At 64.7% G+C, this 4,585-nt stretch carries 5 protein-coding genes; 2 read left to right on the top strand and 3 right to left on the bottom strand.

What is annotated here, in order from left to right; translation table 11 throughout:
* From DPM33_RS35510 to DPM33_RS35500, 3 genes are all read right to left on the bottom strand, one after another.
* Positions 1–204 (bottom strand): DUF763 domain-containing protein (locus DPM33_RS35510; RefSeq protein WP_146770392.1); only part of this gene is annotated, 204 nt, incomplete at its 3' end.
* A 269-nt stretch (positions 205–473) separates the two neighbouring features.
* Positions 474–800 (bottom strand): hypothetical protein, encoded by a 327-nt coding sequence (locus DPM33_RS35505; RefSeq protein ID WP_112102216.1) that lies wholly within the window; start codon positions 798–800, stop codon positions 474–476.
* Between the two features lie 216 nt (positions 801–1,016).
* The gene (locus tag DPM33_RS35500) at positions 1,017–1,337 is read right to left on the bottom strand and encodes a hypothetical protein (RefSeq protein WP_112102215.1); all 321 of its coding nucleotides are present in this window, start codon (positions 1,335–1,337) and stop codon (positions 1,017–1,019) included.
* Between the two features lie 242 nt (positions 1,338–1,579).
* Between DPM33_RS35500 and DPM33_RS35495 the strand changes: the two genes are divergently transcribed.
* Both DPM33_RS35495 and DPM33_RS36560 read left to right on the top strand, forming a co-directional pair.
* Positions 1,580–3,598, top strand: coding sequence for an AI-2E family transporter (locus DPM33_RS35495; protein ID WP_425373613.1), 2,019 nt, complete (start codon positions 1,580–1,582; stop codon positions 3,596–3,598).
* Between the two features lie 317 nt (positions 3,599–3,915).
* Positions 3,916–4,053 carry a hypothetical protein gene (locus DPM33_RS36560; protein WP_167449328.1) on the top strand — a complete coding sequence of 46 codons (138 nt, stop codon included), beginning with the start codon at positions 3,916–3,918 and terminating at the stop codon, positions 4,051–4,053.
* Positions 4,054–4,585 lie beyond the last annotated feature (532 nt).

The raw sequence follows: 4,585 nt of genomic DNA, 5'->3' as shown, positions 1-4,585 counted from the left end.
AGAATGCCAGTCCATGCCCATCACGGCCCCAAAAGACTGGAACCAGAAGGGATGCGCCAGGCGCCGCAACAGCTCGTCGCGGCCATAATGGTGGATGATCGCTTCGCAGAGCACCGCGCCGAGCTTGGTCATGCGCTCGCCCAGCCATTTCGGGACCCACCCGCCATGCAGCGGCAGGTCGGCGCTGCCGCTTCGCTGCGTCACGTGTGCTTCTCCGTGGATGCCGGTGAGTTAGATGGCATGTCGGGAAGGATTTGCAAGGCGCCGGAGCTGCGATCTCCCCCCTTGTGGGGGAGATGCCCGGCAGGGCAGAGGGGGGCGCGAAGGATCGCGGCCAGTCAGTTTTTAGCTCCACGACGGACGCTAACTAGGACGTGCGACAACCAAAAGACTGATATGCTGGCGGGACAGCGCCCCCCTCTGTCCTGCCGGACATCTCCCCCACGAGGGGGGAGATCAGCTGATCGCCGCCGCTAATACCGATAATAATGCCTGTGGTGATGCCGGTAGTGGTGCCTGTGATGGTACCGGTGGTGATAGAAATAGTAGTGCCTGTGATACCGATGGTACCGGTAGTGCGGATAGCGGACCACGTAGCCGGGATAGTCGTCGTAGTAGCGCGGGCCGTAGTAGCGGCCGCCATAATCGTAGTACGGGTCGCCATAGAACGGGCCGCCGTAGAACGGATAGCCGCCGAACGGTCCGATACCGAGACCGAACAAGCCGTGCGCATCCGCCGGCGCGGCCGTGGCGGCGGCCGACGCGACTGCGATCACCGAAGCAAGTAGAAGCTTATTCATGGGGCAACCTCCTCCTGAAGGTCGATCACCCCGTAAACGCGCGGCAAGCGGCGGGTGTTCCCACAGCCGCTAATATTCGCGCTCATAGGCGCGCCCAGATTCAGCAAGATTGGACAGCTTCGAGCGTTGGGCGGCCCGGGCGGTTGGTGGATTACAACGCTGGATGAACAAGTCGCGCGGGGAGGCAAAACCACCCCGCGCGACCATGCAGGCTCACTAGTAGTCGTTGTAGCCGTTACCGCATACGCGCACCTCCTCCACCACGCGGTGGTGGTGGCGCCAGTGGCTCACCAGTTCGGTGCGGCAATGGCGACGGTGATGGTAGCGCACCACATAGCCGCCATTGTCGTAGTTGTCATTGTAAACATCGCGGTAGTAGCGATGGTGGCGATAATATGGGCTGTAATTATCGTTGTAATAGCCATCATCATAGCTCGGACCGATGCCGATGCCGAGCTGCACGCCGCCGGCGCTGGCCGGCGCGATCGCGAACGCCGAGGCGATGGCGATCATCGAAGCAAGCAGAAGCTTTTTCATCGCTGCCTCCTGTGTTGGACGCCCCTTCGGCAACACAACGGTTTCGGGCGTCTCATGTTCCCGCAAACCCACACGATACCGGTCCTAGAGGGGCACCAGGCGCCTGATCCGGCGTATTGCTTCCGCCTCGCAAGGTCGTGTCCCCAGCTATTTATTAGCGCGTCTGCAACCGACGGGGCTTCGGCGCGTTGCACGCCGGCGAAATATCTCGGATCATTGCCAGGCAGCAGGGAGGCTCGATGGTGGCGGCCAATCGTCGAAATGGGGTGCCGGAGCCGAGGCTGGAAAGCCTGCTTGCCGCGTCGAGGGGCCACCCGCGCACGGTGCTGCCGACGGTGGCGAGCGTCGTCACCACGGTCGCCGCGCTTTATTTCGGGCGCGAGGTGTTCCTGCCGATCGCGGTCGCGCTGCTTTTGACCTTCGCCATCGCGCCCGTCGTGTCCTGGCTGAAACGCGCCGGCGTGCCGCGCATCGCGGCCGTCATCGCCAGCGTCGCCGGTGCCTTCGCGGCGCTTTCGCTGTTCTCCTTCGTGGTCGCCACCCAGGTCAGCGACCTCGCCCAGAACATTCCCGTCTACCAGATCAACATCCTGACCAAGGTCCGCGCGCTGAAGGAAAACGGCCTCGGCGGCGGCATCATCTCGCGCCTCAGCGGCGTCATCGAACGGGTCGGCCAGGAGATCGACCGCCAGGAACCGCAGCTGCCCTCGGCGGCCCAGGCGCCGAAGCGCGAGCCGATCCCGGTCGAGGTCGTCGCGCATGAAAAGCCGCTCGAGGTGCTGCAGAACCTGATCGGGCCGCTTATCAGCCCGCTCGGCTCGGCCGGCCTCGTCATCATCGTCGTGATCTTCATGCTGATGGAGCGCGAGGACCTGCGCGACCGCTTCATCCGGCTGGTCGGCTATGGCGACCTGCACCGCACCACGCAGGCGCTGCAGGATGCCGGCAAGCGCGTCGGCCAGTATCTCTTGATGCAGTTGGTGGTGAACATCATCTACGCCGTGCCCATCACCATCGGGCTCTGGGTGCTCGGCATTCCCAACGCGCTGCTCTGGGGCCTGCTGGCGCTGGCGCTGCGCTTCGTGCCCTATATCGGGCCGATCGTCGGCGCCCTGCTGCCGTTGTTCCTTGCGCTCGCCGTGGCGCCGGGCTGGTCGCTGCTGTTGTGGACCGCCGCGCTGTTCATCGTCGTCGAGCTCGTCACCGGCAATGTCATCGAGCCCTGGCTCTACGGCTCGCATACCGGGCTGTCGCCTTTGGCCATCATCGTCGCGGCGATCTTCTGGACCTGGCTGTGGGGGCCGATCGGCCTGGTGCTGTCGACGCCGCTCACGGTCTGCCTGGTGGTGCTCGGCCGGCACGTGCCGCAATTCGAGTTCCTCGACGTCCTGTTCGGCAACGAGCCGGTGCTGGAGCCGCATGCCAGGCTCTACCAGCGGCTGCTGGCCGGCGACCCGGACGAGGCCACCGACCATGCCGAGGAGATGCTGGAGGAAAAATACCTGTTCCAGTTCTACGACCAGGTCGCCATCCCGGCGCTCTTGCTCGGCGAGCAGGATCGGGGGCGCGGCGTCATGGACGACGAGCAGCGCCGGCAGGTCGCCGACAGCGCCATGACGCTGGTCGCCAATCTCGACGACAGCGCCCAGCAGGAGGCCGAGGAGGAAGAGGCCGAGCAGGCCGCCGAGGCGGATGACAAGAAGGCTTCGGAGAAGAAGGCGTCGGACAGGAAGGCCGACGACGGCAAGCCCGCGGAGGAGGGCGATGACGAAGACGAGGTCGACCTGCCCGACGGCTCCGGCATCACGGTGCTGTGCGCCGGCGGGCGCGGCGAGCTCGACGACGCCGCCGCCGCCATGCTGGCGCAGGTGCTGGAAGTGCAGGGCGCGGAAGCGACGCGCGCAAGCTTCGCGGATCTCGAACCGTCGGCGGTCCGCCGCCTCGAGCTCGAAGCCACCGACGCCGTCGTCATCGGCTTCCTCAACCGCCAGTCCACCCAGCACGCGCGTTTCATGGTGCGGCGGCTGAAGCGCCTCAAGCCGAAACTGCGCGTCGGCATCGTCTTCTGGTCGGAGATCGGCAATGCCGACGACGGGGCGGCGGCCGAACTGGCCGGCACCCTCAACGCCGACTTCGTCGCCTTCGGCATGGTCGACGCGGTGACCGGCGCGCTGTCCAGCAAGGCCGCCGTCACGCTGAAGCCCGCCCACCGCCGCCGTCGCCAGCCGGCGCGCCGGAAGCAACTGCAGGCGGCGGAGTGAAGGCGGGGCGCCCGCCAGTCTGCATGATGGTGAAGAAGAAAAACTCGCCGGGCCTACCCTGATGCCCAAAGCCCACAGGCCCGGCGAGATTTAAGACCTGATCCCCCGATCAGGACCGGCGGGAGGACGCCGGCAATCTCTTCCGTGCAAGACCGATGCCAGCATTTTGGTCCCGAAACGAGACAACGGTGATGATGCCCCGTCACTTTTTGAGGCGCTGGAGGGCACAAATTGCCAGCCGGAAGGGACTTCGGTCGGGCCATGTCGTGCAACCTCGGCCCGATTGCCGCTACTGCTGATTGAGCTAAGCTGAATGGATGACCACCTCGTTCAGCTTTCGACCCGCCATACGGCTGCCGCGGAGCTTCGCGGCAGTCGCGCTCGTGCTGCTGCTTGCCGATGCCGGCTTCGTCCTCGCCATCATCATGGGCATGGTGGCCGCTCGCGTGCTCTGAGCCTTGCGTGTCAAATCGACACTCTCGCGAAGACATGGCGTTTGCAGCGGAAGATCTACCGGGTGATCCGGTCCCGATCGCTTGCATCGATCGGGTTTGTAGGGCTCGTCGGGTTGAGATTGTTGGGGTCTCGCCCGGCGAGTTCGACAGCCAGGACGGCCCGACAGTCATGCGTTGGGGTTGCATTGTATGGACCGTCGGGCCTAACCGACTCGCGGGCAGAGCCGGCTGGACAGAAGCTTAAATTAGCGATTGCGCGGGAACACCTCTCCTCGGCCACTTTCCACCGATTTCCACTCACGCTCCGTGCGGCGGAGTCCGGTCGACGCGCTTTGTTTACCATATGTAAACCATGTTATCGCGAGGTCATGCGACGGTGCTATAACGGGTTCCGCCTTGGTCCATTCAACCTGGCGAAGGCAAATGGCCCGTTGCTCTCGAAAGCCCGCAAGCTGGGCAACGGGCCCACATACCCGCGCAATCTCGAAGATAAGCCGCTTGAAGATGGGCCGACGTCCCATTGGGGTAGGGT

It is taken from the genome of Mesorhizobium hawassense, assembly GCF_003289945.1.
Classification (GTDB): domain Bacteria; phylum Pseudomonadota; class Alphaproteobacteria; order Rhizobiales; family Rhizobiaceae; genus Mesorhizobium; species Mesorhizobium hawassense.
This window is presented reverse-complemented; position numbering and strand designations above follow the sequence as displayed.